This is a genomic window from Kribbella soli (assembly GCF_004331345.1).
Classification (GTDB): Bacteria; Actinomycetota; Actinomycetes; order Propionibacteriales; family Kribbellaceae; genus Kribbella; species Kribbella soli.
This window is the reverse complement of the sequence record NZ_SJJZ01000005.1, coordinates 239,285-262,900: the sequence shown is the minus strand read 5'-3', so window position 1 is coordinate 262,900 and position 23,616 is coordinate 239,285. Positions and strand designations below refer to the sequence as shown.

Here is a 23,616-nt window from a genome sequence, read left to right as displayed (position 1 = left end):
GGGGACTCAGAACAGTCGCACAGGCCGTGGGAGTGGCCTGTCTTAATACCGGTCTAGTCCTTAAAAGTCAAGACCGTACGGGCGATCTGGTGGGGGGAAGAAACACTGTGGATCGGAACTCGGAACCGCGCGCCGGCATGCCGGAGCGGCTCGACGCATCCGTCCGGCTGCTCGTTGGTCCGGCCAACTTCGCGGGTCAGGGCACTCGGTGGGTCCGCGCGCTCGAGGAGCGGGTGGCCACCACGAAGGCGACGTCGTTCGCCTTCTTCAAGGGAGTCCTCGACTACCCGGTCGACTACGGCGTCCCGGCGCGCACGTACCGGCGCAATCCGCGGTGGCGGCTGAACTTCTACAACCATGTCGTGGGCAACTACACGCACGTGCTGCTCGAGGCGGCCCGGCCGATCTTCGGTCCCTTGCACGGACCGGACGGGTCCTTCGAGATCCCGCATCTGCTCGCCAAGGGTCTCCAGGTGGCACTCATCGCCCACGGCTCCGACGTCCGCATCCCTAGCCAGCATGCGGAGACCGAGCCGTGGTCGCCGTTCCCCGACCTCGAGGACGAGACCGTCGAGCTGCTCGAACGGAACTCCACGCGTGCCGTCGAGCTGTTCACGTCGTACCCGGGCCGGGTGTATGTCTCCACCCCCGACCTCCTCGACTACGTCCCCAACGCGGTCTGGTGCCCGGTGATCGTCGACGTCGACACCTGGCACAGCGACTCGCCGGTGCTCGAGCACAAGAAGCCGGTAGTGGCCCACGCGCCGAGCAAGTCGGCCATGAAGGGTTCCGATCTCATCGACCCGATCATGGAGAGCCTTGCCCAGCGGGGCCTGATCACCTATCGCCGGGTGGAGGGTGTCGACCCGGCGGACATGCCGGCCGTCTACCGCGACGCCGACATCGTCCTCGACCAGTTCCGCATCGGCAGCTACGGCGTCGCCGCGTGCGAGGCGATGGCGGCGGGCCGGATCGTGGTGGGGCACATCGCCGAGCACGTCCGGGATCGCGTGGCCGCGGAAACCGGGCTCGACCTGCCGATCGTCGACGCCACCCCCGACACCGTCGAGCAGGTCGTGCTCGACCTGATCGCGCACCCGGAGCGGGGCCGCGAGATCGCCGCACGCGGACCGGACTTCGTCGAGATGGTGCACGACGGCAGCTGGTCGGCCGACGCGCTGGCGACGTTCGTCGAGCAGTCGAGCCGATCAAGTCCGGTGCCGGTCGACTGGAAGCCGTCGTGGATCCGGCCGAAGGTCGTCATGATGGCCGGCAACGACATCGTGGTCGACGCCCGCGTGCTCAAGTACGCGCAGACGGTGGCCAACTGGGACCTCGACGTCACCTGCATCGGCATCCCCGGACGTCGGTTCAGGGGCGTCCGCTACTTCGGCAAGGTGCAGGTGTTGTGCCCGACCATCCAGTCGAAGGTGCTGCTGACGGGCTGGCGCAAGCGGCTGGCCAACCTCAACGCCAACCTGAGGCCGTGGTTCAGAACCGAGGCCGAGTACATGCTGGCCTACGGGCGCTGGCAGTACGCGAGCCGCGAGCTGCGCGGCGACCGCGGCCGCGATCGCCGTGACCACGAGCGCGCCGGCAGTGAGTCCGGGCCGGCCACGCGGTCCCTCCTCGATCGGCTGCAGCGGGCGGTGCGCTGGCGGTTGCTGCGGCTGCACCGCGCGATCCTCCAGGCCCGCGCGTACCCGTTCCGGCGGCCCAAGCCCGAGGTCGACACCAGCGACCTGGGGATCGGCAAGCGGCGCCAATGGCTGCTCACTCTCCACCGCTATCTGCCGACAGGGCGCTGGCGGCGGGTGATGCCCGAGCTGGTCGACCAGGAGTTGACGCTGGGCCCGCTGCTCGACCGCCTCCTCATCGAGGTCATCCACGTCCATGACGTGTTCATGCTCGGCATCGCGGCGCGCGCGGCGCACCGGGCGGCCCTGGACGGGCGGACGATCAAGATCATCTACGACGCCCACGAGTACATCCCGGGCGTGCCGGTGGTGGCTCCGCGCCGAGTCGCGGCGTACAGCGATCTCGAGCGCGAGTTCATCCGCGACGCCGACCGCGTCGTCACGGTGTCCGAGCCGCTGGCCCACTGGCTGCAGCGTGACCACAAGCTGGCAGGCCTGCCTGACGTCGTCCTCAACGCGCCGGTCGAGCCGCCCGAGGACGCCGAGGTCACGGGGCTGCGCGAGCAGCTGCGGCTGCCTGATGACGTGCCGCTGCTGGTGTACGGCGGCGGCGTCAACCGTGCCCGTGGTGTCGCGACGGCTGTCGAGGCGCTGCCGCAGCTGCCCGGGGTCCACCTTGCGATCGTCGCGCGGCCCAACTCCGTCACCGTCGAGTTGCAGGCCCTTGCGGCCGAACTGGGCGTGGCCGACCGCGTGCACCTGGCGCCGTTCGTCGCCGCCGAGGTCGTGCCGCTGTACCTGCGCTCGGCCACCATCGGCCTCAGCCCGCTGCTGCACGCGCCGAACCACGACATCGCGGTGACGAACAAGTTCTGCGAGTACATCGGCGCGGGGCTGCCCATCATCACCAGCGACACCCCGGCGCAAGCCGACCTGGTGAAGGAGCTCGACCTCGGCGCGGTCTACCCCGCGGGTGACGTGGACGGCCTCGTGCAGGCGGTCCGGGTGGTGCTCGCCGACCGCGACCGGATCGCCCAGCGCATCGCCGACGACCCCGAGCTGCAGCACCGGTTCTCCTGGGCCGCGCAGGCCGAGGTCCTCCGGTCGGTGTACGCCGACGTGATGGGGACCCTGCCGGACGCCGCCTGGGCCCCTGGCGCCACCCTCGTCCAACAGCTCCTCCCCGGCCCGCCCGAACTACCGGAGACGAAGTGGCACGCCTTCAGGGAGAAGATGGCAAAGAGCACGAGCCTGTTGGTCTGATCAGGGGCGCAGTACGACGCTCGACTCCGCGGTGAGGGCCAGGAAGGTCAGCGACTCCTGCAGGTACAGCTGGACGCTCTCGGCGTCGTGCGAGAGGTACCCGATCGACAGGTCCTGACCGAGGTGCAGCTCGTAGTCGCCGCCACGCGTCGACACCAGCAGCGCACCTTCGAGAGCCGGCGCCCAGATGATCTCGCCGTCGCCGATCAACCGGGCCAGGTGGTCGCGGATCGGGTAGCCGTGGTCGGTGGTCTCCGCCACGGCGGTGTACGCGTCGGCGGAGAGCAGCAGGCTGTACGGCCCGTTGACACCGGCCAGCCGCAACGCCCGCAGTGCCTGCGCGACCGTGTCCGGCAGCTCGCGCGGCTCGGACGGGAGCGTGAGGACAGGGTTCGAGGTGCTCGGGGCGACGCCGAGGATCCCGGCGGCGTCGGAGCCGTGGAAGACCAGGTGGTCCTCCGCGAACGCGACCTGCTTCGCGGCGTCCTTGACCGGCTGCCAGTCCGAGTCCTTCGCGCCGCGCTCGACGTCGTCGACGGCCTGCCGCGAGACGGTGAACGGGACGCGCAGCTCGATGATCGGCTGCGACAGCCGGCGGAGCGCGATCACACCCTCGCCGGGCGCCTCGACCGATTCGGTGTGCCCGGTGCCGACCGACGACAGTCCCGGTCCGGCCGGGCCGACCAGGTCGACCACGCGGCGGCCGGCGATGTCGCGGGTGAAGGTACGCCGGGCCTCCTCCTCGATCTCGCCCCAGGCGGCGTCCGAGACCGGGGCCAGCTCGCGGTGCAGGTTGTTCGTCATGTCCGACTCCTTCTCAGGCTGCCGATTCCCAGCGAGCCGTCCGCGCTCGCGGCCGGGTGGGATGTGATGGGTGACGGGTCTTCGAGGAACTCCGCGGTCGGCACGAAGAACAGACTGCCGGTGACCGCGGTCGAGAAGTCAAGGATCCGGTCGTGATTGCCGGGCGGCTCGCCGACAAACATCCGGTGCAGCATCCGCTCGATCACGTCCGGTGTCCCGGCGTACCCGATGAAATAGGTGCCGAACTCGGCGGCGGCCGGCGAGCCGAAGGCCATGTTCTCGCGGACGATCTGCCGCTCGGTGCCGTCCGGATCGACGATCGTGGTCACCGCGACGTGCGAGTTCGGCGCCTTGTCGGCGTCCGGGATCTCGATGTCGCTGAGTTTGTGCCGCCCGATCACGCGCTCCTGCTCCGCGACCGGCAGGGCCTGCCAGGCGTCCAGGTCGTGCAGGTACTTCTGGACGATCACGTAGCTGCCACCGGCGTACGCCGGATCCTCGCCGCCGATCGTGACGGCGGCCACCGCGTCGGGACCTGACGGGTTCTCGGTGCCGTCGACGAAACCGAGCAGGTCGCGCTCGTCGAAGTACTTGAAGCCCTGGACCTCGTCGCGGACGTTGACGTGGCCGGCGAGCCGCCGCATCACCTGGCGGACGAGCTCGAAGCACAGGTCGAGGCTGCGGGCGCGGACGTGGAACAGCAGGTCGCCGTGCGTCGCCGGGGCGGTGTGCCTGGCGCCGGACAACCCGCGGAACGGATGCAGGCCGCGCGGCACCGGCAAACGGTAGAGCCGGTGCCACAGGGACGCGCCGATGCCGACAACACAGCTGAGTCGGTCGTCCGGAACGCGGAAGCCGACCGCGCGGGTCAGTCCGGCGACGTCCGCCAGCAGATCCCGCGCGGTGTCCTCGGATCCAGGGCGTACGTCGAGCACGAGGAAGGTCACTGCCTTCGCGGGCTCTCGCAGTACGTCCTGGACCATCTACTCCCCCTCGCCGGTTGCCGACACGCTATCCCTCAGCGCACCGAGCTGTGACCGCCTTTGTCGCGGCCGACCGAAGGTGTTGTCAGGACCACCACTTGCCGCTCTGGGACAAGGCGTCCGCGGTCAGGTTCGTGGTGTCCAGGGCGTCGAGGTCGGCGACCGCCGCGTCGTCCAGCTCGAAGTCGAACACGTTGAAGTTCTCGACGATGCGGTCCTGGTGGATGGACTTCGGGATGACCGAGAGGCCCTTCTGGATCGCCCAGCGGATCAGGACCTGCGCCGGCGTGTGGCCGGTCGCCTCAGCGATGCGGGCGATGACCGGGTGGCCGAGGTGGCGACCGGTGCCGAGCGGGCTGTACGCCTGCGCGACGACGTCCGCCTCTTCGCAAGCCTCGACGAGCTCCTTGCGGTACTCGAACGGGCTGAACTGGATCTGGTTCGCGGCCGGCTGGATCCGGGCGATCTTGCTCAGCTCCTGCAGCTCGGCGGAGCTGAAGTTGGAGATGCCGATGCCCTTGGTGAGTCCCGCGTCCACGGCCGCTTCCATGGCCGGCCAGGCCCAGGTCGGACCGCCCTGCGGCCAATGGATCAGATAGAGGTCGAGGTAGTCGGTCCCGAGCCGCTCGAGGCTCTTCTCCGCCTCGACCCGCGCGTCCTTCCCGCCCGGGTAGAACTTCGTCGTCAGGAAGATCTCTTCGCGCGGGATCCCGCTCTCGCGGATCGCCTTCCCGACACTGGCCTCGTTGCGATAGGCCTGCGCGGTGTCGATCAGCCGGTAGCCGGCCTCGAGCGCCCAGGTGACGGCGCGCTCGCACTCCGCCCCGTCATCCACCTGCCAGACCCCGAGTCCGAGCACCGGGATCTCAGTTCCGTTGGAGAGCTGCCGAGTATTAGCGGTCATGCACTCCTTCTACCACGCCCTACAACTTGTTGGCCTGGCGGATCACGTCGACGACGTCGGACATCATGCCGGTGAGGTCGTAGTCCTTGGGGGTGTAGACGGCAGCCACGCCGGCGGACCGGAGCGAGTTGGCGTCGGCTTCGGGGACGATGCCGCCGACGACGACGGGGACGTCTTCCAGGCCGGCCTCGCGGAGGCCTGCGACCACCTGCGGGACCAGTTCCATGTGGGAGCCGGACAGGATCGAGAGACCGACGCAGTGAACGTCCTCCGCGACGGCGGCGGCGACGATCTGCTCGGGGGTGAGGCGGATGCCTTGGTAGATGACCTCGAAGCCGACGTCGCGGGCGCGGACCGCGACCTGCTCGGCTCCGTTCGAGTGGCCGTCCAGGCCGGGCTTGCCGACCAGGAGGCGGAGGCGGCCGCCCAGCTCGGAGGAGGTGGCGGCGACCTTCTCACGGACCGCGGCGATCTCGGCGCCACCGGCGGACACCCCGACGGATCCGGCGACACCGGTCGGTGCGCGGTACTCGCCGTACATCTCCCGCAGTACGCCGGCCCATTCCCCGGTCGTCACGCCGGCACGAGCGCACTCCAGCGTCACGGGCATCAGGTTGTCGGTCGTCTTGGCCGTGGCGCGCAGCTTCGACAGAGCGGTGTCGACGGCGGTCGAGTCGCGCTCGGCACGCCACGTCTGCAGCGACTTCAGCGCAGCCGATTCGGCCGCCGGGTCGACGGTCTGGATCGCGGTGTCCAGGTCGGCGGTCAGTGGTGACGGCTCGGTGTTCTCGAACTTGTTCACCCCGACGACGATCTGCTCGCCGGACTCGATCCGCTGCCGCCGCTCGGCATGCGACCCGACGAGCGCCTGCTTCAGGTACCCGCTCTCGACGGCGGCGACCGCGCCACCCATCGCCTGCACGCGGTCGATCTCCTCCTGTGCACCGGCAACCAGCGCGTCGACCTTCGCCTCGATCACATGCGACCCGTCGAAGATGTCGTCGTACTCGAGCAGGTCGGACTCGTACGCCAGTACTTGCTGCATCCGCAACGACCACTGCTGGTCCCACGGCCGCGGCAATCCGAGTGCCTCGTTCCACGCCGGCAGCTGGACCGCGCGCGCCCGTGCGTTCTTCGACAGCGTCACCCCGAGCATCTCGAGGACGATCCGCTGCACGTTGTTCTCCGGCTGCGCCTCGGTCAACCCGAGCGAGTTCACCTGTACGCCGTACCGCAGCCGCCGGGCCTTCGCGTCCGTCACGCCGTACCGCTGCAGGGTCAGCTCGTCCCAGAGCCGGACGAAGGCACGCATCTTGCACGTCTCCTCGATGAACCGCACGCCGGCGTTCACGAAGAACGAGATCCGCTGCACCACGTCCCCGAACCGCTCCGGCGGAACCTGCCCGCCGTCCCGCACCCGGTCGAGGACGGCGATCGCCGTCGACAGGGCGAACGCCAACTCCTGCACGGGCGTCGCACCGGCCTCCTGCAGGTGGTAGCTGCAGATGTTGATCGGATTCCACTTCGGCATGGTGGCGACCGTGTAGGCGATCACGTCGGTCGTCAGCCGCAGCGACGCGTCCGGCGGGAACGCGTACGTCCCGCGGGACAGGTACTCCTTGACGATGTCGTTCTGCGTGGTCCCGGTCAGCTCGTCCGGCAGCGCGCCCTGCTCCTGCGCGGCCACCTGGTAGAGCGCCAGCAGCCACATCGCGGTCGCGTTGATCGTCATCGACGTGTTCATCTGCGCGAGCGGGATCTGGTCGAACAACGCCCGTACGTCACCCAGATGCGCGACCGGTACGCCGACCTTCCCGACCTCACCCTTCGCGAGCGGGTGGTCGGCGTCGTACCCGGTCTGCGTGGGCAGGTCGAACGCGACGGACAGCCCGGTCTGGCCCTTCGCGAGGTTCCGGCGGAACAGCGCGTTGGACTCCGCCGCGGACGAGTGGCCCGCGTACGTCCGCATCACCCAGGGTCGATCCTTGTCGGTCGCCATGTACCCGAGAGTAGGACTCTGTGCCCTTGTGAGTCGCCACCTCGTGACTGGTGTCACCAGGGGCGTGGATCACACTCACGCAGAGATGGGCAGGGGTGTTCTTTCGACGTTGAGGACTCGGTGCAGGCGGGTGACCGCGAGGATGCGGACCACCGACGGCATCGGGTGCCAGAGGACCAGTTGCCGGCCGAGCGACTGGGTGCGGCGGTGGGTCGCGACCAGCAGGCCGAGGCCGGTCGCATCGACCGCGTCGACCTCTTCCAGGTCGACGATCACGTCGCCGTCGGAGGCGTCGATCAGGTCGTTGAGAGTTTGACGGACGTCGCCTACGGTGCGCACGTCCAGGATGCCGGTCAGGTGTACGACGTTGTCAGGCTTGCTGTGGGTCGGTGCGAGCATGTCCGTGCCCTCCCGCTCTTCCGGCGGCCCCCGAGGTGAATTGGCCGCGTGGCAGCGTCTGTGTTGGTAAAGACTCCCTGGAGACACGGAAGGTTGCCAAGAGTTCACGATCTTTTGTTTCGCGAGACAATGGTGTCCGTGTTCGCCGAGGATTACTTCCTGTTCCCGGTGGTGGCCATCGCCCTGGCCGGTCTGATGGTGCTGCTGTGCCGCTGGGCCTTCTCGAAGGCGAAGGGCGGGTCGCTCGTACGCCGGGTCGACCACCGCCCGGCCGACCGGGACGCCTTCGGCCTGCTCATCGACATCCGCACCGTCACGAACTACAACGAGGCTCGCGTCCTGGTCAGCCGCCTGAAGGACTTCGGCATCAAGGCCACCGCGGCCCGCACCACCGACGGCTGGACGATCTACGTCTGGCCGAAGGACGAAGCCGCCGCCCGCGGCCTGCTCGACGTTCCTTGAGTGACCGTGTCCCGTCCACTGCCATCCGCCAACGGGCCTTTGGTGTGGGTCTAGGGTCTGGGTATGGGGACTCTGCTCGAGCTGGACCTGACCCGCGGCGTACTCGAGACGCCGCCCGCTTCTCCTGTGGCGGCGTTCCGTGCGCGCCACCTGCCGACACTGCGCGAGCTGGTAGGCGCACTGCGGAAGGGGGCGCGTGACGACGGTGTGGTCGGCGTAGTGGCCCACATCGGCGGCAACCGGCTCTCACTCGCACAGGTGCAAGAGCTGCGTGAGGCGGTGGCTGACTTCCGTACGTCGGGCAAGGCGGCCGTCGCGTGGACCGAGTCGTTCGGCGAGACCGGACAGGGCACCGTGCCGTACTACCTGGCGACGGCGTTCGACGAGATCTGGCTGCAGCCGTCCGGCGACCTGGCGATCACAGGTGTGTCCGTGCAGGCGGTCTTCATCCGCGGTGCGCTCGACAAGGCCGGTGTGATCCCCCAGTTCGGTAAGCGGCGTGAGTACAAGACCGCTGCCGACACGTTCACCGAGCGGGAGATGACCGCGCCTGCTCGCGAGATGGCATCGCGGCTCGCGGAGTCGGCGTACGAGCAGATCGTCGAGGGCATCGCCGTACGGCGGCGTCTGGACAGCGCACGGGTCCGAGAGCTCGTCGACAGCGCGCCACTGCCGGCTCAGGTCGGTGTGGACGCCGGTCTGGTCGATCGACTCGGCTACCGGTCGGACGTGTACGACGAGCTCGAGAAGGAGCTCCAGTACGACGACAGGCTGCTGGCCGAGCGGTACATCCGGCGTGGTCCGCGGACGCTCGACGAGGTACGCAAGAACCTCCCGTGGCCGCAGAAGCCGCTGGTGGCGGTTGTTCGCGTGACAGGTGGCATCTCGGTCGGCCGCAACTCCAACAGCCCGATGGGTGGTCCTGGCTCTGGCTCCGACACCGTCGGCGCCGCACTGCGTGCTGTGGCGGACAACGAGCGCGTGAAGGCAGTAGTGCTGCGAGTCGACAGCCCAGGTGGGTCGTACGTCGCGTCAGACGCGATCCGCAACGAGGTACTGCGGCTGCGCTCGACCGGACGACCTGTGATCGCGTCGATGGGCGGTGTGGCCGCATCCGGTGGGTACTTCGTCGCAATGCCGGCTGACGTGATCGTCGCGCAGCCCGGCACGATCACCGGGTCGATCGGGGTCCTCACCGGCAAGGGCGTCGTACGCGATGCGCTGGGGCGGATCGGCATCTCCCGCGAGGCCGTGTCCGAGGGCGCGAACGCACAGATGTACTCGGCACAGGAGGAGTTCACCGACGAGCAGTGGGCGCGGTTGGAGGAGACGCTCGACCGCATCTACAAGGACTTCGTCGCCAAGGCCGCACAGGACCGCGGCCTGCCCGAGGACCAGCTGGAGTCGCTGGCCCGCGGACGGGTCTGGACCGGCGCCGACGCGCACAGCCACAAGCTGGTCGACGAGCTGGGCGGCTTCCAGCACGCACTGACGCTCGCGTGCAACCGGGCCGGTCTGGACCGGGACGAGATCGCCGTGACCGCAGTACCGCACCGCAACCTGCTCAGTCAGCTGAAGGCGCCCACGACGACCGATGATCTGGCTGTCAGCGCGGCGCCGTTGACGCTCGACGGCCTGACCACCGGTCTCTACAGCGCGCTCGGGCTGCCCCCGGCCGGCGTACTGCGGATGCCGTTCAACTGGGAGATCAGCTAACCCCGCTCGCCACCAGGGACCCAGAGGACGTCGCCGCCGGAGGACAGGTTCGCGACGCGGCCCAGGATGAAGAGCAGGTCGGACAGCCGGTTCAGGTACGTGATCGCGAGCAGGTTGACGGACGGGCCGTGCACCTCGACCGCGGCCCAGCCGGCCCGCTCGGAGCGGCGCACGACCGCACGGGCGACGTTGAGGTAGGCCGCGCCCTCGGTGCCGCCGGGCAGGATGAACGAGCGGAGTTTGGTCAAACGACTGTTGTAGTCGTCGCACCAGCCCTCGAGCCGGTCGATGTAGTCCTGCGTGATGCGCAGCGGCGGATACTCCGGGTCGGGAGTGATCGGGTTGCACAGGTCCGCGCCGACGTCGAACAGGTCGTTCTGGACGTGGGTCAGCAGGACCACGAGCGCAGTGTTCAGGTGCCCGGCCGCGATGGCCACCCCGATCGCGGAGTTCGCCTCGTCGACCTCGCCGTACGCCGCCAGCCGCGGATCCGTCTTCGATGTCACGGAGTTGTCGCCGAGACGGGTCTCGCCGGCATCTCCGGTGCGGGTGTAGATCCGCGTCAAGTTCACAGCCATGCCAGGACTCTACGCAAAGCCTCGGACGGTCAAACGCTACAGTCGACCGGTGGAACGGTTTCGGATCGCGGGTGAGGCACGGCTCGAGGGCGCTGTCGAGGTAGCCGGGGCGAAGAACAGTGTGCTCAAGCTGATGGCGGCGGCGCTGCTGGCAGAGGGTACGACGACGCTGCGGCAGGTGCCGGGCATTCTCGACGTCACGTTCATGGCGCAACTGCTCGACACCCTCGGGTGCGAGGTGACCGTCGACGCCGAGCAGCGGCTCGCGACGATCGCCGTACCGGGCACGATCGGGCACCAGTGCGACTACGACCTGGTCCGCAAGTTGCGCGCGTCGATCTCGGTGCTCGGTCCGCTGCTGGCCCGCTGCGGTCAGGCGGAGGTCGCGCTGCCGGGCGGCGACAACATCGGCTCCCGCGGGCTGAACATGCACGTCGCGGGTCTGGAGTCGATGGGCGCGAAGGTGCACATCGAGCACGGCTTTGTGATCGCCGAGGCCCCGCAAGGGCTGCACGGCGCCGAGGTCTGGCTGGACTTCCCGAGCGTCGGTGCGACCGAGACGATCATGATGGCGGCCGTGCTCGCGCGCGGTACGACGATCATCGAGAACGCCGCCCGCGAGCCGGAGATCCAGGACATCGCGGCGATGCTGGTCGAGATGGGCGCGCAGATCGACGGCGCCGGCTCGCCGCGGATCGAGATCACCGGGGTCAGCGGGTTGCTGAACCCGGTCGATCACGTCGTGGTCCCGGACCGGATCGTGTCCGGCAGCTGGGCGTTCGCGGCCGCCATCACCAAGGGTGACGTGACGATCACCAACGGGCACGCGGGACATCTCGAACTGCCGCTCGACAAGCTGCACAAGGCCGGCGCGGAGATCACCGTGCTGAACCCCGGCTTCCGGGTCCGGATGCACGACCGGCCGAAGCCTGTGGACGTGGTGACGCTCCCCTACCCCGGGTTCGCGACCGACCTGCAGGCGTTCGTGATCGCGCTGAACGCGATCAGCGACGGCGCGGCGATGGTCACCGAGAACCTGTTCGAGGGCCGGTTCACGTTCGCGCAGGAGCTGACCCGGCTGGGTGCGCAGATCCAGACCGACGGGCATCACGCGGTGGTTCGCGGCGTACCGCGCCTGTCCGGTGCTCCGGTGGTCGCCTCTGACATCCGCGCGGGCGCGGCCCTGGTGCTGGCCGGTCTCGCCGCCGAGGGCGAGACCCTCGTGTCGGCCGCCCACCACGTGCATCGCGGCTACACCGACTTCGCCGGCAACCTCCGCCGCCTCGGCGCGGACGTCGTGGTCGAGCCGGACGATGCGGAGATGTACTGGAGCTAATAGGGTCTCCCCCATGACTGAGCGTGTGGTGAAGCCGGTTGGGCGGGGATTCCTGTTTCTCGACTCGCATCCTGCGGGGTGTGCGCGGGTTGTGCGGGAGATGGCTGCGGAGGTCGAGCACCGTACGACGCAGCGTCGTACCGCGCTCGTGATCGGGTCGAGCTCGGGCTACGGGCTCGCGACCACGATCGCCGGCCTCGCGCGGTACGGGATCGACGGCATCGGCATCTGCTTCGAGAAGGCTCCGACGGCACGACGTACGGCGACCGCCGGGTGGTACCGCACTGCGGAGACCGCCGCGCTCGCCGCCGAGCTCGGCCGCTCGTGGAGCTTCGTCAACGCGGACGCCTTCGCGGACACCACGAAGGACGAAGTACTCGACCTGGTCGCTGAGCAGCTCGGTGGGATCGATCACCTCGTCTACAGCGTCGCCGCACCGCGGCGCACGGACCCGCGCACCGGCGAGACGTACCAGTCGGTGCTGAAGGCGATCGGCGCCGAGCACACCACCAAGAGCCTCGCGTTCGACGACGGTGCGCCGGTGCTGCAGGACGTCGGGATCGAGGTCGCGACCGACGACGAGATCGCGCAGACCGTGAAGGTGATGGGCGGCGAGGACTGGACCCGCTGGATCGCCGCTCTCCAGGACCGTGACCTTCTCAAGCCCGGCTTCAACACCGTCGCCCTCACCTACATCGGCTCCGAACTGACCGGTCCGCTCTACCGCCAGGGTTCGATCGGCGCGGCCAAGGCGGATCTGGAGCAGACCGCGCTGAAGCTGGCCGCGGACGGGGTGACCGCGATGACGTCGGTCAACGGCGCCGCCGTCACGCAGGCGTCGTCCGCGATCCCGGGCATCGGCCTGTACGTCAGCCTCCTGCACAAGGTGACCGGTCTGCAGACGCCGGTAGAGCAGTCGATCGCGCTGTGGGACCAGCTCACCGGCGAGTCCCCGTTCGACCTGGACGACGAGGGCCGCATCCGCCTCGACCGCTGGGAACTCAACGATGACGTACAGTCCGCCGTCCGCGCGCAGTGGGAGTCAGCAACCCAGGACAACATCGCCGAGGTCGCCGACGCCGCGTGGTTCCTCACCGAGGTACGCCGCCTGTACGGCTTCGACGTACGGGATGTGGCCTACGACGCCGAGACCGAGGTCGACGTCGCCTGGCCGGACCGCTAGGAGCTGGCGCGATACCTGCGCATCTTGTTGCGGGCGCCGCACAGCGACATCGTGCACCAGCGACTGCGGCCCGCCGGGCTGCGGTCGTAGTAGACCCAACGGCAGGTATCGGCCGCGCACGCCTTCAGCCGCGGCCAGGTGCCGGCCGTCACGGCTGCGGTGATATCCGCAGCCAGCCTGGCAACCAGGGCTGGTACGCCGCGGAGCCCGTCGACCGGACGGACCATCGCGCTTCCGTCGGCTGACAACGCCAAGGCCAGCGGCGCATCGGCGAGCAGCCGGTCGAGAACCGCGAGCGACGTCGCCGGTACGTCGACGCCGGCGTGAGCCTGGCAGACATCGCGGAGCGCCTCGCGGAGCGTCAGCACCTGCGCGAGGTCGTCGCGGTCGAAGCGCAGTCCCGGCAACCCGTGGTCCGAGCAGAACGTGCTGAGGTCCGCGGGCGCGCGCAGGGCGTCCTTCTCCAGCTCCAGATCGACGGTGTTGACCAGATCCTGGACAACCACCAGCGGCTCTGGAGCAGGGTTCCGCTCGCCTGGCTGAATCACAGTTGCCACGTTACCGCTGATAGGGCATGATCCGGTAACGGTTACTGGATGAGGCGGAGGTAGCGGTAACGGTGGACGCGGACTTCAAGCGGTTCTGGGCGGGTCAGACAGTGTCCGCGGTCGGCACACAGGTGACCGCGGTCGCGCTGCCGCTGACCGCCGCACTCACGCTGGACGCGGGCGCGGCGGGAGTCAGCGCGATCGCCACCGCGACGTACCTGCCGAGCGCGGCGCTCCCGCTGCTCGCCGGGCACTGGCTGGAGCGTCGGCGCAAGCGCGGCGTGATGATCGCGACCGACGTCATCCGGGCCGCCGCCGTCGCGGTGGTCCCGATCGCCTGGGCATTCGGCGAGCTCACGCTGCCGTTGCTGGTCGCGGTCGGGTTCCTCGTCGGTGCGGCGAGCGTAGTGTTCGACATCGCGTCGTTCGCCTATCTGCCGGACTTCGTGCCGGAGCAGGAGTTGGCGGGAGCCAACCGAGCGCTGCAGGGCTCGTCGACAGCAGCCCAGGTCGGCGGCCCCGGCATCTCCGGGATCCTCGTGCAGCTGCTCGGGCCGGCCATCGCGCTGCTGGTGGACGCGGTCTCGTACCTCGCCAGCGCGATCGGCATCGGAACCGCGCGACGGGCTGAGCCCGCGCCGCGAGCGAGCGACGACCGACCCGGCCTCTGGGAAGGCGTCCGGCAACTCAAGGTCAGCCCGTTCCTGCGCGCGCTGACCGCGCATGCCGCGCTCTACAACGCCTCCGCACAGATCCTGGTCGTCAACCTCGTCGTACTCGCGGTCAAGGAACGCGGACTTTCGGCCGGCGGCTACGGCGTCGCGCTGAGCGCCGGCGGGGCCGGGGCGTTCGTCGGCGCGATGCTCGGTCTCCGGCTGGCCAGGCAGCTGGGGTACGGTCGCGCCTTCGGCACCTCGCTGGTCCTGTCCACCGGCCTCCCCCTCCTGCTGGCCTTCCTTCCCGGCCGCGGTCTGCAGTACGGCGTCCTGCTCGGAGCGGTCCAGTTCCTCGCCGGGATCGGCCTCGGCAGTGCGAACGTGCTGTCCGTGACGATCCGCCAACTGCTGATTCCGCGGACGGCGCTTGCCCGCAGCAACGGCGCCTACCGCACCTTCACGTTCGGCGTCCTCCCGGTCGGCGCAGCGATCGGCGGCGTACTCGGGAGCACCTTCAGCACCACGACGGCCGTTGCCGTCGGCACCATCGGCATCGCACTGTCGGCTCTGCCCATGTTCGTGCGCGAGGTCCGGAGCCTCGAGACGCCGGTGACTACAGGGGTTTGAACGAGGCGAGTTCCAGAACGAGGTCTCCGGCTTCGTCCGAGGCGGACAGGTCGACTGATGCGGTGATGCGCCAGTCGTGGTTGCCTTCGGGGTCGTCGATGATCTGCTGGACTTCCCAGTAGCCCGGGTGTTCCTCGACCATGAACAGAGCGGGGCCGCGTGCCGCGGGGCCGGTGCCTACGACGTCGTGTTCGGCGTAGTACGCCGTACCGGCCTCGGCCCAGCGGCCCGCGTCCCAGCCGGCTGCGTTGTCGAGCTGCCCGAGCTCGGCCCAGCGGTGCAGGGCGAGTAGCTCGACGCGGCGGAACATGGCGTTGCGGACGAGGACGCGGAAAGCCCTGGTGTTCAAGGTGATCCGGCGCGGACCGGCCGGCGTCGGCGCGACGACCTCTTCCTCGGTCGGGTTGGTGAGCTCCTCCCACTCGTCGAGCAGGCTGGAGTCGGTCTGGCGGACCACCTCGCCGAGCCACTCGATCAGGTCGGTGAGATCCTCGTTCACCTTGTCCGGCGGGACGGTCTGGCGCAGCGCCTTGTACGCGTCGCTCAGGTAGCGAAGGACGATGCCCTCCGAGCGCGCGAGACCGTAGTACTGGATGAACTCGCCGAACGTCATCGCCCGCTCGAACATGTCCCGTACGACGGACTTCGGCGACAGCCCGGCCTCGGCGACCCACGGGTGCGTCTGCCGGTACATCTCCAAGGTTGCCTCGAGCAACTCTTCGAGCGGCTTCGGCCAGCTGATCTCGTCGAGCAGCTCCATCCGCTCCTCGTACTCGATGCCGTCGGCCTTCATCCCTTGCACGGCCTCACCCTTGGCGTGGTGCAGCTGCGCCATCAGGATCGCGCGCGGGTCCTCCAGCGTCGCCTCGACCACCGACACCACGTCCAGCGCGTACACCGGGTCCTCGGAGTCGAGCAGGTCCAGCGCGGCCAGCGCGAAGGTGGACAGCGGCTGGTTCAGGCTGAAGTCCTTCTGCAGGTCAACGGTCAGCCGCAGTGACCGGCCGTTCTCGTCCGGCTCGTCCAGGCGCTCGACCACACCGGCGGTGAGCAGCGTCCGGTAGATCTGGATCGCGCGGCGGATCAGCCGGATCTGCGCCCGGGAGTCCTCGTGGTTGTCCTGCAGCAGGTGCCGCATGCTCGCGAACGCGTCACCGTCGCGGGCGATCACGTTCAGCAGCATCGCGTGGCTGACCCTCATCCGCGACTGCAGCGGCTCGGGGTCGGCGGCGACGAGCCGGTCGAAGGTGTCCTCACCCCAGGTGACGAACCCCTCCGGCGGCTTCTTGCGCTGGACCCGGCGCTGCTTCTTCGGGTCGTCGCCGGCCTTCGCGAGCAACCGGACGTTCTCCACGACGTGATCGGGCGCCTGGACGACGACGGTGCCGGACGTGTCATACCCGGCCCGACCGGCGCGGCCGGCGATCTGGTGGAACTCGCGTGCCTTCAGGATGCGTTGCCGGCGTCCGTCGTACTTGCTCAGCGCGGTCAGCAGGACGGTGCGGATCGGCACGTTGATCCCGACGCCGAGGGTGTCGGTGCCGCAGATGACCTTCAGCAGCCCCGCCTGCGCAAGCTGCTCGACCAGCCGCCGGTACTTCGGCAGCATGCCGGCGTGGTGGACCCCGATCCCGTGCATGATCAGCCGCTGCAGGGTCCTGCCGAAGCCCGAGCTGAAACGGAAGTGCCCGATCAGCTCCTTGATTTTGTCCTTCTCCTCCTTCGTGCAGACGTTGATGCTGGTCAGCGCCTGGGCGCGTTCCAGGGCAGCGGCCTGCGTGAAGTGGACGACGTACACCGGGGACTGATGCGTCACCAGGAGCTCGGCGAGCGTCTCGTGCAGCGGCGTGGTGACGTACTTGTAGACGAGCGGGACGGGCCGCTCGCCGGACGCGACGATCGCGGTCGGACGGCCGGTACGGCGGGACAGGTCGATCTTGAACCGCTCGACGTCGCCGAGGGTCGCGGACATCAGCACGAACTGCGCCTTCGGGAGCTCGAGCAGCGGCACCTGCCAGGCCCAGCCGCGGTCCGGCTCGGAGTAGAAGTGGAACTCGTCCATCACCACCTGGCCGACGTCCGCGTCCGCCCCTTCGCGCAGGGCGATGTTCGCCAGGACTTCCGCCGTACAGCAGATGATCGGGGCGCCCGCGTTGACGGAGGCGTCGCCGGTCAGCATGCCGACCTTGTCCGCGCCGAACACGTCGCACAACGCGAAGAACTTCTCCGACACCAGCGCCTTGATCGGCGCCGTGTAGAACGTCCGCTGCCCGTTCGCCAGCGCCGCGAAGTGCGCGCCGGTCGCCACCAGACTCTTCCCGGAGCCGGTCGGCGTCGACAGGATCACGTTCGACCCCGTCATCACCTCGATCAACGCCTCCTCCTGAGCCGGGTACAACGAGATCCCCTGCTCCCCCACCCACCGCGCGAACGCGTCGTACAGGTCGTCAGGCTCGGTCGTCTCCGGCAACATCTCGGTCAGCGTCATCAGCACCCATTGTCCCCGACCCGCCAATCCATCGGCTGCGCCGGGGCGGCAGGCCCGGATTTCTACCGTTCGGCTCGCCGGGCAGACCGTTCGGCGACAGAATCTCTGCAAACGATTGCACGCATGTCTATTCGAGGGTGACTTGATGGGCATGAACCTTTCGTGGCGCCGGATGGGCGCGAGTTTGCTGGTGACGGCTGTGGGTGCGGCGGGTCTGGTGGCGGCCGCACCGGACGACGTGGCGACGACAGGAGGTGGAAGTGGGCTGGTGACGACGTGGGGTGCGGCGGACGATATTGCCGGTGGGTCACTGAGTGACATGACGGTGCGGAACGTGCTGCGGACGTCGGTGGGCGGGAAGGACCTGCGGATCCGGATCTCCAACGCGAACGGGGATCAGCCGTTGGTGTCGGACTCGGTGTACGTCGGGCGGCAGGACAGCGGCGCGACCGTGGTGCCGGGGTCCAGCCGGCGGTTGACGTTCAGTGGCAGTACGACGGTGACGATCCCGCCGGGTGCGATGGCGATCAGCGACCCGCTGCCAGGTGTGGTGCCGGCGCTGACGAGTCTGACGGTCAGCCTGCATGTGGTCGGGACGACGGGCGTGATCACCGCGCACAACCGGGCGATGCAGCACAGCTACAAGTCGACATCCGGCGACCACGCGGCCGACGAGTCGAGTACGGCGTACCAGACGGAGTCCTCGGCGTGGTTCTTCCTGAACGCCGCGATCGTCGAGGCGCCGCGGCCGGTGGAGACCGTCGCAACGCTCGGTGACTCGATCACGTCGTCGGTCGGTACGACGATCGACACGAACCGGCGCTGGCCGGACATCCTGGCGGCCCGGTACGCGAAGCTCCCGGAGCCGCGGCGGCTGGCGATCTCGAACGAGGGCATCTCGGGGAACCGGGTGCTCGGCGGGGTCGCGAAGGCAGGCAGTGCGGGCGCGAGCGCACTGGCCCGGCTGGACAAGGACGTGCTGACGAAGCCCGGCGTACGGACGGTGCTGGTGCTGGAGGGGATCAACGACATCTACGCCGGGGCGACGACCGAGCAGTTGCTCGCCGGGTACCGGCAGTTGATCGCGCGGGTGCACGCGTCCGGCCGCTGCATCGTCGGCGGGACGTTGACGCCGATGGGGAGCTCGTTCGTGTACACGCCGGAGAAGGAGGCGATCCGGCAGGCGGTGAACACGTTCATCCGCACGAGCGGTGAGTTCGACGGCGTGGCCGACTTCGACGCGGCAACGCGCGACCCGGCGGATCCGTCCCGGCTTGCGGCGGCGTACGACGGCGGCGACGGCCTGCACCCCAACGACGCCGGCAACCAGGCCATGGGCGACGCACCCAACCTCGACACCCTGCGCTGCGACTGACCGGGGACAGCCGCCGGGGACTGGGAACAGGCTATTGCTAGTTCCCAGTCCCCAGCGGGGGTGATCAGTTCAGTTCTCGCCCTTGGCGGCCATGGCTTGTTCGAGTTCGTTGCGGATGGCGTCGGCGCCGGACTTGCGGTAGTCGGCGACGGCGTCGTCCCAGGCGCTGAGGTCGGCGCGGCCCAGCTGGATGTCCTTGGTGAGGGCGTCCATCCGGGTGTCGAGGATCTTGCCCTTGGTGGACTGGGTCGGCGAGTAGAGCCCGTACGCCGGAGGCAGGATCGCTGTCGGCAGTACGGCCTTCAGGTGGTTGTACAGGTTGTCGACCGCCTCTGTATGCCCCGGGAAGTACGCCGGGTACGGCCCGTCGGCGAGGTACTGGATCGGGAACTCCCCGAGGCACACCTCGCTGCCGCCGTCCTTGGTCAACTGCGGATCGGTCCCGTTCAACGTGTAGTGCCGTCCCTGGAGACCGAACTTCCGGAACAGGTACTCCTCGGTCCCGAACGGCGCCGCGAACCAGTTCAGCACCCGCAGCAACGCCTTCGTGCGCTCCGGCGAACTCGGCCGGATCGCGGCGATCGAGTTGTTCGGCGAACCGAGCAGCACCCGCCCGACCTTGCCGTCCTGCGCGCGCGAGACCGGGACCGTGATGCTGAAGTTCTCGTTCGTCGCACGCCGGTAGAAGCTCTGGATCGACGAGTACGTGTCCTGCGTCATCACCGCCGACCCTTGCGTGAACCAGACCTTCTGGTTGTTCTTCGCGACCCCGTCCGGATGGATCAGGCCGTCCTTCACCATCTGCCGCGTGATCGACAGGAGTTGCTTGTGCTCCGGCAGTTCCCGGCTGTGCACCAGCTTCCCGTCGCGCACCTCCCAGCCGTTCGGCAGCCCGAGCATCGCGCTGACCGCCGCGGTCGGCGGCACCGCGAAACCCCACCGGTTCTTCTTCTCGTCGGTGACCGCCTTCGCCACCTTGACCAGGTCGTCGACGGTCGGCGAGTCGAGCTCGACACCGAGCTGGTCGAGCAGGTCCTGCCGTGCCAGCAACGTGTTCGACGACATCACGCCACGCTGGATCGGCACCGCCCGGATACCGCCGGAGAACACGCAGCCCCGCCACGAGGCCTGCGGCGCGTTCGCCAGGAACGGGTACTCCAGGATCGCGTCCCCGGACAGGTACTCGGTCAGGTCCTGCGCCCGTGCCTCCAGGAACTGCGGCAGGTACGCGAACCCGCTGTCCACGTTGAACAGGTCGCCCAACGTGTCACCGGCCACCGCGGTGGCGAACTTGTTGGGGTAGTCGGTCGCCGCCGTGATGGTCAGCTTGAGCGGCGATCCGAGCCGCCGATTCAGTTCCTGCCAGTACGGGTTGCGGTCGGCCGTCGGCGGGATCGGGTTCGACGTCAGCGTCGTACCGACCACGTCGGTCCCGTCCCCCGGTACGCCGTTGGTCACCTTCGTCGGGTTCGCCGGGAAGCGGTAGAAACAGTCCGGCATCAGCGGATGGCTGCGTGGCAGGTCCGGCTTCGGGCCCTCGAAGCGTTTGTACGTCGGGAGCGCGACCGGCTTGTTCAACGCCGCGATATCCGTCGACCTGGTCACGGTGGAGCAGCCGCTCAGACCGACGGCCGCGGCAGCCAGCGATCCACCGAGGAGCGTCCTTCTGCTGATCGTCATCCCTTCACCGCCCCGGTCAGCATGCCCTTGGCGAAGTGCCGTTGCAGGAACGGGTACACGATCAGGATCGGCACCAGCGATACCACCAGGATCGCCATCTGGATCGATTCCTGCGGCGGCAGCTGGTCGGCCGACGCACCGCCGAGATCACCGCTGCTCAGCTCGGTGTTGTTGATGACGTAGGTCCGCAGTACCAGCTGCAACGGCCACTTCGCGGTGTCGTTGATGTACAGCATCGCGTTGAAGAACGCGTTCCAGTACCCGACCGCGTAGAACAACCCGACGACCGCCAGCACCGCCTTCGACAGCGGCAGCACGATCGACCAGAAGATCCGGAAGTCGCCCGCGCCGTCGATCCGGGCCGAGTCGAGCACCGAGTCCGGGATGCCCATGAAGAACGAGCGCAGCACGATGACGTTGAACCCGCTGATCGCCGTCGGCAGGATCAGCGCCAGCAACGAGTCGAGCAGCCCGAACTCCTTCACCACCAGGTAGTTCGGGATCAGGCCCGGGCTGAACAACAGGCTGAACAGCACGATCAGCAGGATCGGCCGCTGCCCGAACGACCCCGGCCGGCTGAGCGCGTACGCGAGCATCGTGGAGCCGGCCAGGCTGATCAGCGTGCCGCCGGTGGCGATCACGACGCTGATCAGCAGCGCCCGCTGCACCACACCGCCGTTGAAGATCGCCTTGTACGCGTCCAGGTTCAGCCCGTCCGGCCACAGGACGAATCCACCAGAGTTCGTCACATGTTCCTGACTGGCGATGCTGGTCGCGATCACGCCGATGAACGGGATGATGACGAACGCGCAGCAGACGACCAGTACGACGGTCTTGAGCACCCGCGACGACATCGCCGGCCCGTCGTCGATACCTCTCTGAATCGTGCTCATTTCTGGTACACCCCCGCCTCGCCGAAGATGTGCGCGATCTTGTTGGCGCCGAGCACCAGGACGACGGCAACAAGACCCTTCACCAAGCCGACCGCGGCCGACACACCCCATTGGCCTGCCAGTACGCCGTTGTTGTAGACGTATGTGTCGAGAACTTCACTCGCCGGTCTCCCGACCAGGTTCTGCTGCAGGATGATCTGCTCGAACCCGACGGTCAGCGAATCGCCGAGCCGGAGGATCAACAGCAGGATGATCAACGCGCGGATCCCGGGCACCGTGACGTGCCACAGTTGCCGCCAGCGGGAGGCGCCGTCGACGCGGGCGGCCTCGTACAGCCCCGGGTCGATCTGCGTCAGCGCGGCCAGGAACAGGATCGTCCCCCACCCGGTGTCCTTCCAGATCACCTGGCTGGTGAGCAGCGCGATGAAGCCGTCGGGGTTGCCGAGGAAGTCGATCGTGCCCATGCCGTGCGAGCGCAGGAAGTTGTTGATCAGTCCGCTGCCGCCGAGGATCTGCTGGAAGATCGCGATCACGATCACCCAGGACAGGAAGTGCGGCAGGTACAGCACCGACTGCACGACCCGTTTGATCCGCTCGGACAGCAGGCTGTTCAGCAGCAGCGCCAGCGCGATCGGCGCCGGGAACACGAAGATCACCTGGACCACCGTGATCAGCAGCGTGTTCTTGAGTGCGTTCAGGAACTCCGCGTCGCCGTTGAAGATCACCGCGAAGTTCTCCAGCCCGACCCACGCGCTGCGGCCGAGCGGCACGAACGGCAGGTACTCCTGGAACGCGATCAGGTTCCCGAGCAGCGGCAGGTAGTGGAACACCAGCAGCAGCACCAGCCCGGGCAGGGCCATCAGCAGCAGAACCTTGTCCCGGCGGGCGCGCGCCCACCAGGACAGCGGCTTACCCGCCGAGCGCCCCGAGGATCTACTGTCCGTAACGGTGCCCGGCGGTCCGGAGCCCGTCGGTTCTCCGGCCGTGGTCTGTCGGCTGGGGATTCGTTCTGTTTGAGCCACGCGACACTCCCAGGTCGTAGCCCCCCACGTTTGGAGAACGCTTTCCCGTTCTCCTTTGTTCGACTGTGTCGTGTCTTGGGGAGTCACGCAGCTTTGTTCGGAGTGTCTTGCGGAAACCGGTCAGGCGCGGTGGTGCCAGCGGGTCTCGGCGCCGCCGCGACGGGCCAGGTGTTCGAGGTGCGCCCGGGCCATCCGGACGGTCTGCAGGTTGATCCCGCCGTACGCTCCCAACTCGGTGCCGACGGCATCGGCCAGGTCACGGACAGTCAGCGAACCCTTGCTACGTAGCAGGCCGGTGGTGAGCTCGTCGACGCCGGCGACCCATTCGATGCTCTCCTCGATCAGCCTCCGGCCGGCGGTCGCGTCCATCGCGTCGCCGTGGGACGGTACGAGGGCGTCGAAGTCCAGCTCGAGGAGCCGGGTCAGCCCGTTCGTGTACCGGGTGACGTCGGTGTAGAGCGGCGCCAGCCAGAGCGAGCTGCCGAGGTACGGGCGCCCGCGGCCCTGCACGTCGTCGAAGGTGAAAAGAGTTCGCGAAGTCTCGTCGAGTACGGCGATGTGCCCGGGACTGTGGCCGCTGGTCGTGATCACCTGCAGCGGACGCTCGCCGGGAAGGCGGTCGCCGTCGCGCAGCAGGACGTCGATACGAACCCGCTCGTCCAGCATCTCCAGCAGCTCGGTCCGCTCCGTCTCCGACAGATCCAGCGCGTCGGGATCCGAGCCCCACAGTTCGGTCAGCAGACGCTCGTTGTCCTCCAGCCACCCGGCCTCCAACGCGGGTGCCGCGAACCGTGCCCCGCTGTGCTTGCGCAGTACGGCGTTGCCGCCCATGTGATCGGGATGCGCGTGGCTGTTGACGACCAGGGTGAGATCGGACAGCCCGAGCCCCAGGCCGGCGAGCTCGGGTGCTGTCGACGACTCGGGCGTGGACGCGATGCCCGCGTCGAGCAGCACCAGCTCGGAGCCCGCGTCAATCACGTGCAGCCAGAGCGGCAGGCCGCACACGTGCGGGTAGTCGGTCGCCAGCCGGTGGATACCCGGCGCGATCTCTTCAGGCACAACC

19 protein-coding genes are annotated in these 23,616 nt (G+C 68.6%); 7 read left to right on the top strand and 12 right to left on the bottom strand.

Annotated elements, in window-relative coordinates:
* Positions 1-107: 107 nt before the first annotated feature.
* Positions 108-2,900, top strand: coding sequence for a glycosyltransferase (locus E0H45_RS36925; RefSeq protein WP_131346474.1), 2,793 nt, complete (start codon positions 108-110; stop codon positions 2,898-2,900).
* Here the strand turns inward: E0H45_RS36925 and E0H45_RS36920 are convergent, their stop codons facing one another.
* The 5 genes from E0H45_RS36920 to E0H45_RS36900 form a co-directional block, all read right to left on the bottom strand.
* A complete protein-coding gene (locus E0H45_RS36920) occupies positions 2,901-3,704 on the bottom strand; it encodes a family 1 encapsulin nanocompartment shell protein (RefSeq protein WP_131346472.1) in 804 nt (267 codons plus the stop codon).
* Positions 3,701-4,687, bottom strand: a complete 987-nt coding sequence (locus E0H45_RS36915; RefSeq protein ID WP_131346470.1) for a Dyp-type peroxidase — start codon at positions 4,685-4,687, stop codon at positions 3,701-3,703. Before E0H45_RS36915 ends, E0H45_RS36920 begins: the two co-directional genes overlap by 4 nt.
* A gap of 85 nt (positions 4,688-4,772) precedes the next feature.
* A complete protein-coding gene (locus E0H45_RS36910; protein ID WP_131346468.1) occupies positions 4,773-5,591 on the bottom strand; it encodes an aldo/keto reductase in 819 nt (272 codons plus the stop codon).
* Positions 5,592-5,610: 19 nt separating this feature from the next.
* A complete protein-coding gene (locus E0H45_RS36905; RefSeq protein WP_131346466.1) occupies positions 5,611-7,590 on the bottom strand; it encodes a protein meaA in 1,980 nt (659 codons plus the stop codon).
* A 75-nt stretch (positions 7,591-7,665) separates the two neighbouring features.
* Positions 7,666-7,989: an STAS domain-containing protein gene (locus tag E0H45_RS36900; protein ID WP_131346464.1), complete on the bottom strand. Its 324-nt coding sequence runs from the start codon at positions 7,987-7,989 to the stop codon at positions 7,666-7,668.
* Positions 7,990-8,118: 129 nt separating this feature from the next.
* Here E0H45_RS36900 and E0H45_RS36895 point away from each other — a divergent pair, with 129 nt between their 5' ends.
* Complete coding sequence (locus E0H45_RS36895; protein ID WP_131346462.1) at positions 8,119-8,451, top strand: hypothetical protein; 333 nt, start codon at positions 8,119-8,121, stop codon at positions 8,449-8,451.
* 63 nt (positions 8,452-8,514) lie between these two features.
* On the top strand, positions 8,515-10,167 hold the full coding sequence (gene sppA / locus E0H45_RS36890; protein ID WP_131346460.1) for a signal peptide peptidase SppA: 1,653 nt from the start codon (positions 8,515-8,517) through the stop codon (positions 10,165-10,167).
* Here sppA and E0H45_RS36885 read toward each other — a convergent pair.
* Positions 10,164-10,745, bottom strand: a complete 582-nt coding sequence (locus tag E0H45_RS36885; RefSeq protein WP_131346458.1) for a cob(I)yrinic acid a,c-diamide adenosyltransferase — start codon at positions 10,743-10,745, stop codon at positions 10,164-10,166. The genes sppA and E0H45_RS36885 overlap by 4 nt on opposite strands.
* Before the next feature lie 49 nt (positions 10,746-10,794).
* Here E0H45_RS36885 and murA point away from each other — a divergent pair, with 49 nt between their 5' ends.
* The gene (gene murA / locus E0H45_RS36880; protein ID WP_131346456.1) at positions 10,795-12,081 is read left to right on the top strand and encodes a UDP-N-acetylglucosamine 1-carboxyvinyltransferase; all 1,287 of its coding nucleotides are present in this window, start codon (positions 10,795-10,797) and stop codon (positions 12,079-12,081) included.
* Between the two features lie 13 nt (positions 12,082-12,094).
* Positions 12,095-13,264 (top strand): enoyl-[acyl-carrier-protein] reductase FabV, encoded by a 1,170-nt coding sequence (gene fabV, locus E0H45_RS36875; RefSeq protein ID WP_131346454.1) that lies wholly within the window; start codon positions 12,095-12,097, stop codon positions 13,262-13,264.
* On the opposite strand, the gene E0H45_RS36870 is transcribed toward fabV, so the two are convergent.
* Positions 13,261-13,821 carry a CGNR zinc finger domain-containing protein gene (locus E0H45_RS36870; protein WP_202872703.1) on the bottom strand — a complete coding sequence of 187 codons (561 nt, stop codon included), beginning with the start codon at positions 13,819-13,821 and terminating at the stop codon, positions 13,261-13,263. The two genes, fabV and E0H45_RS36870, sit on opposite strands and share 4 nt — an antisense overlap.
* A gap of 62 nt (positions 13,822-13,883) precedes the next feature.
* Between E0H45_RS36870 and E0H45_RS36865 the strand changes: the two genes are divergently transcribed.
* Positions 13,884-15,095, top strand: coding sequence for an MFS transporter (locus E0H45_RS36865; RefSeq protein WP_165546730.1), 1,212 nt, complete (start codon positions 13,884-13,886; stop codon positions 15,093-15,095).
* Here E0H45_RS36865 and E0H45_RS36860 read toward each other — a convergent pair.
* Positions 15,082-17,583 (bottom strand): DEAD/DEAH box helicase, encoded by a 2,502-nt coding sequence (locus E0H45_RS36860; protein WP_131346450.1) that lies wholly within the window; start codon positions 17,581-17,583, stop codon positions 15,082-15,084. The two genes, E0H45_RS36865 and E0H45_RS36860, sit on opposite strands and share 14 nt — an antisense overlap.
* A 145-nt stretch (positions 17,584-17,728) precedes the next feature.
* On the opposite strand from E0H45_RS36860, the gene E0H45_RS36855 reads away from it, so the two are divergent.
* Positions 17,729-18,958, top strand: a complete 1,230-nt coding sequence (locus tag E0H45_RS36855) for an SGNH/GDSL hydrolase family protein (RefSeq protein ID WP_202872702.1) — start codon at positions 17,729-17,731, stop codon at positions 18,956-18,958.
* Between the two features lie 69 nt (positions 18,959-19,027).
* On the opposite strand, the gene E0H45_RS36850 is transcribed toward E0H45_RS36855, so the two are convergent.
* The 4 genes from E0H45_RS36850 to E0H45_RS36835 form a co-directional block, all read right to left on the bottom strand.
* Complete coding sequence (locus E0H45_RS36850) at positions 19,028-20,638, bottom strand: extracellular solute-binding protein (RefSeq protein ID WP_131346448.1); 1,611 nt, start codon at positions 20,636-20,638, stop codon at positions 19,028-19,030.
* A complete protein-coding gene (locus E0H45_RS36845) occupies positions 20,635-21,531 on the bottom strand; it encodes a carbohydrate ABC transporter permease (RefSeq protein ID WP_131346446.1) in 897 nt (298 codons plus the stop codon). Before E0H45_RS36845 ends, E0H45_RS36850 begins: the two co-directional genes overlap by 4 nt.
* The gene (locus E0H45_RS36840; RefSeq protein ID WP_131346444.1) at positions 21,528-22,391 is read right to left on the bottom strand and encodes an ABC transporter permease; all 864 of its coding nucleotides are present in this window, start codon (positions 22,389-22,391) and stop codon (positions 21,528-21,530) included. Before E0H45_RS36840 ends, E0H45_RS36845 begins: the two co-directional genes overlap by 4 nt.
* A 282-nt stretch (positions 22,392-22,673) precedes the next feature.
* Positions 22,674-23,612 carry an MBL fold metallo-hydrolase gene (locus E0H45_RS36835; protein WP_165546729.1) on the bottom strand — a complete coding sequence of 313 codons (939 nt, stop codon included), beginning with the start codon at positions 23,610-23,612 and terminating at the stop codon, positions 22,674-22,676.
* Between the last annotated feature and the right edge of the window lie 4 nt (positions 23,613-23,616).